General features: G+C 43.7%; 4 protein-coding genes. 1 reads left to right on the top strand and 3 read right to left on the bottom strand.

The features are described 5' to 3' along the window. Window positions 1–436: 436 nt before the first annotated feature. On the top strand, window positions 437–1585 hold the full coding sequence (gene chrA / locus IM477_RS13885; RefSeq protein WP_287732163.1) for a chromate efflux transporter: 1149 nt from the start codon (window positions 437–439) through the stop codon (window positions 1583–1585). A 44-nt stretch (window positions 1586–1629) separates the two neighbouring features. Here chrA and hisG read toward each other — a convergent pair whose 3' ends face one another. From hisG to deoC, 3 genes are all read right to left on the bottom strand, one after another. Further along, window positions 1630–2280 carry an ATP phosphoribosyltransferase gene (gene hisG / locus IM477_RS13880; protein WP_287732162.1) on the bottom strand — a complete coding sequence of 217 codons (651 nt, stop codon included), beginning with the start codon at window positions 2278–2280 and terminating at the stop codon, window positions 1630–1632. Window positions 2281–2474: 194 nt separating this feature from the next. Further along, window positions 2475–3257: an HAD family hydrolase gene (locus IM477_RS13875; protein WP_287732161.1), complete on the bottom strand. Its 783-nt coding sequence runs from the start codon at window positions 3255–3257 to the stop codon at window positions 2475–2477. A gap of 185 nt (window positions 3258–3442) precedes the next feature. Further along, window positions 3443–4120 (bottom strand): deoxyribose-phosphate aldolase, encoded by a 678-nt coding sequence (gene deoC, locus IM477_RS13870; RefSeq protein WP_287673953.1) that lies wholly within the window; start codon window positions 4118–4120, stop codon window positions 3443–3445. Window positions 4121–4213 lie beyond the last annotated feature (93 nt).

The raw sequence follows: 4213 nt of genomic DNA, 5'->3' as shown, positions 1-4213 counted from the left end.
TTTTGCGAAACAGGTGCAAGATTTTGAGAGAATCATGTTTCAAAACCTTACATCTTCATCGGCCCGCGTCCTGTAGGGGCGAAGCATTCGGGCATAACCTATCGCTGAAACCGTAGATTTCCTATCCGAATGCTTCGCCCCAACTTTTTCAGCAAGCCCTAATTAATCCCTTAATAAGGGGGGTGCTGATAGGTTTCAGTTGGCATTAATGGGGTCTATTATAAACAAATTAATCAATATTATTTATAAAGTTTTCTTAACTTTTTTTGTATCAAATTTACTTGACCGGGAGCATTAAATACTTATGATTGAGTTTGTGTAAAACACTTTTGCAATTATGGGATTTTAGGATTGACGAGATCTAGCCAAGAATTTAGCTTAAGCCTATTCTTTTGGATATAAACTTAATTCTAGAAAAACTATTGGTAATCAGAAAATGCTAACTTCATCGCCTCCCAATCTCTCACAACTTGCCCTTTTATTTCTCAAAATCGGCATTATCGGTTTTGGTGGTCCGGCTGCCCATATCGCTTTAATGGAGGAAGAAGTGGTTAAGCGTCGCGGTTGGATGACTAAGGAGCGATTTCTCGATTTGGTGGGGGCAACTAATCTGATTCCCGGTCCTAATTCCACGGAAATGGCCATTCATATCGGTTATATTTTTGGTGGTTTAGCGGGTTTAATAATCACGGGGGTTTGTTTTATCACTCCTGCGGTGTTAATTACGGGTTTTCTAGCTTGGATTTATACTACCTACGGGACTTTACCCGATGTGGCCCCGATTTTTGCGGGGATTAAACCGGTAGTAATTGCGGTGATTTTTCAGGCACTCTGGCGCTTAGGCAAAAAGGCACTGAAAACCCGTCAATTATTCTTCATCGGATTGGGAGTTATCGGATTATTAATCTTAGGTTTAAATGAAGTTATCGCTTTACTGTTAGGCGGAATTATCGGGATGTTTATCCTAAAGAAATTCGCTACTTTTCCCCTGATTGTGGCAGGAATAGGCGGTGCGACGGCGGTTGCTGCTCCTAGCAATATCCCACCGACATTAACAGGATTAGGGCTATTTTTCCTCAAGGTGGGTAGTGTTTTATTTGGTAGTGGTTATGTGTTAGTTGCCTTTTTAGAAGGGGATTTAGTGCAGGGGAGAGGATGGTTAACCCAGCAACAATTATTAGATGCCATTGCTGTGGGTCAATTTACCCCCGGTCCGGTGTTATCCACAGCCACTTTTATCGGTTATCAAATATTAGGAGTATCGGGGGCAATTGTGGCGACTCTAGCGATTTTCTTTCCTTCTTTTATCTTTGTTTTATTACTTAATCCCCTCATTCCTAAACTGAGACAATCCGCTTGGGCGGGTGCTTTTTTAGATGCAATTAATGCCAGTGCCGTGGCTTTAATGGTGGCAGTAATTTTTAATTTAGCTCTAGCTACTTGGTTACAACCCTACGGTAATTTACCTTTTAATTTATTGGCTATCATTCTATCTCTTATCTCCGCTATTCTTTTACTACGTTTTCAGGTTAATTCTACTTGGTTAATTCTTGCTGGTGCGCTCATTGGTTTACTCTTAAAATAATTAGGTTAGCGGGAAATACTGCCCAAAACTAACCTATATTTTCCTTAAACTTTTGCCATTGATGTAGTTGCTTCTCTGAGCTTTTCTACCCAGTTATAAATCTGATCGCGATTTAGTCGATAGCTGAGGGGATGGGCGATTAATCGAGCGCTACTAGCAAATAATTCGTCAATTTCTACTAAACCATTTTCGCGTAAAGTTCGACCGGTGGAAACTAGGTCAACTATCGCTTCTGACATCCCCGTAATCGGGCCTAATTCTACGGAACCATAGAGAGGTATAATCTCGACGGGAATATCTAAACGACGAAAATAATCCTTAGCACAATTGACAAATTTTGAGGCAACTTTACCGTGATGGGGAATATCTAAGGGACTTTGATAGGGACTATCAGCAGGGACAGCTACCGACATCCGACAGTAACCAAATTTTAGGTCAATTAAATTAGCCACATCGGGAGATTTTTCCAATAAAACATCATAACCGGCGATGCCTAATTGTGCCTGACCGTATTCTACATAAACTGGTACATCTGTGGCTCTTACTAATAACGCTTTCGCTTGGTTAGTGGGGTCGGTAATCTGTAATTGGCGATTTTTTGAGTCAAGAAAGGCACTAAAATCTAAGCCAATTTTCTGAAATATTTGGATACTTTCGTTTAGTAAAGCACCCTTCGGTAAGGCAATTGTTAGCATAGAGGGAATTATGAATTGGGAAGGGGGGAGTGGGGGAGTGGGGAAGTGGGGAAATGGGGAAATGGGGAGGTGGGGAAATGGGGAGGGGAAGTGGGGAAGTGGGGAAGTGGGGAAATGGGGAAATTGAACTAAAACCCCAAAACCCCAAAACCCCAACACCTAAAACCTGTCTCGGAGTCTCCTGACAGCTAAAATCATAACTGATAACTGATAACCGAGATGGCAGTAAGTTCTCTAATGACCACATCAGCTAATTGTAAATCTTGATGGTTTTCCGGTTGCCAACTAATTGCGATCGCTGCTGCTGATTTTGCCTGTTTAGCCATTTCCCAATCGGCCTTAGTGTCCCCCACCATCAGGGTTTTGTCCACTGCGGTCCCCAAAGCTTGACAGGTTTCTTGCAATAATAAGGGATCGGGTTTACTTAAACCTCGATCGCAGCCCTGGGCAATTTTAATATAATTTAATAGGCCATTTTCCTTGACAAATTGCTCAACTCGTGCTGTGGTATCGGAGGAAAGAATCGCCAATTGCAAACCGGCCGCGTGCAGATAACGAATTACTTCTAAACATTCGGGATAGAGGGGATTTAAGCGGGGGGGAACCTTTTCATCGGCCGCTTGGAAGGCCGCTTTTGCGATCGCCATTGCCGTTAACCAATCCCGGCCGGTGGAAGCAATACAACCGGCAGCGGCGATATGATTATCTCTGCGGCTGCCCACTGCCATTAAACCGGCAGGATTGAGACTATTTGCCCCAATACCGAAAGTTTTAGTTAATAAAGACTCTAAACCCGGAATTCGCGATTCAATGGCTTGTACCCGGGCTATAGCTCGATCATACCAGAAAGCCCGGGAATCCTCTAGCGTACCGTCCTTATCAAAAACAATCCCTTGAATATCTCTAAATTCTCGATTACCACAGCGAATTATCGGCAAATAAACCTCCTTATTTTTATCTATATTGTCAGTCATCATTTTAGCTTTCAGGATTCAGGAGTCAGGAGTCTCCGAGTCAGGAGTCTCCGAGTCAGGAGATAGGAGATTATTTTATTTATTCTTCCCACTTCCCCACACCCCACACCCTACACCCCACACCCCACACCCTACACCCCACTTCCCCACTTCCCCACTTTCCTATACCTTTTAAACAGGATTTAGTATTATTCCTCAAAGGCGGCTTTTTGCTGACGGACTAAATCGACACCGCGGGAAGTTCCCAGACGGGTGGCCCCGGCCCGGATAAGAGCGATCGCTTGTTCTAGGGTGCGAATTCCGCCGGATGCTTTAATTCCTACCCGGCCTTTGCTAATTTCCTTGAGAAACTTCACATCGCTAACCGTTGCACCTCCAAACCAGCCGGTACTGGTTTTTAGATAACTGACTCCTGCATCCATGCAAATCTCCGCCGCTAAACGTTTCTCGGTGTCCGTCAGTTGCGAGGTTTCCAGAATCGCTTTTACCGTCTGGCCGGTTTCCTGACAAATACTAGCAATTTCTTGGAATAATTGCTCAGATTTCCCATCTTTTAGCCAACCGAGATTAATAACCACATCTAACTCCTTAGCACCATTATCGGCAGCTTCTAAAGCCTCATAACGTTTAACTGCGGAGGTAGTGGCCCCTGCGGGAAAACCAATCACGGTAGAAACTAAGGTTTTTTTGCCGTGGAGTAACTGCACCGCTTGCTTAACGGCAGCGGGATAAACGCAGACGGTGGGAAAACGATATTGTTCGGCCTGTTGACAGTAAGCCTCTAATTGTTCACTGGTGGCGGTGGGGATGAGGAGAGAATGGTCGATATATTGTGCTAAATCTAGATCAGAATCGGTGATAGCCATTATCTAAGCCTCAATATAGTCAATCGATCGCTATTTTCTCATTTTATGGAAGTCAAACAGCAAAGTCATCTCTCGTTAACCTAGAAATTCAGA

Source organism: Microcystis sp. M090S1 (assembly GCF_020246295.1).
In the GTDB taxonomy this organism is placed as follows: Bacteria; Cyanobacteriota; Cyanobacteriia; order Cyanobacteriales; family Microcystaceae; genus Microcystis; species Microcystis aeruginosa.
This window is presented reverse-complemented; position numbering and strand designations above follow the sequence as displayed.

What these genes read in the sequence shown, in the direction of transcription:
- deoC (WP_287673953.1), bottom strand. Translation starts at nt 4,120, where the DNA reads ATGGCTATCACCGATTCTGATCTAGATTTAGCACAATATATCGACCAT.
- hisG (WP_287732162.1), bottom strand. Translation starts at nt 2,280, where the DNA reads ATGCTAACAATTGCCTTACCGAAGGGTGCTTTACTAAACGAAAGTATC.
- chrA (WP_287732163.1), top strand. Translation starts at nt 437, where the DNA reads ATGCTAACTTCATCGCCTCCCAATCTCTCACAACTTGCCCTTTTATTT.
- IM477_RS13875 (WP_287732161.1), bottom strand. Translation starts at nt 3,257, where the DNA reads ATGATGACTGACAATATAGATAAAAATAAGGAGGTTTATTTGCCGATA.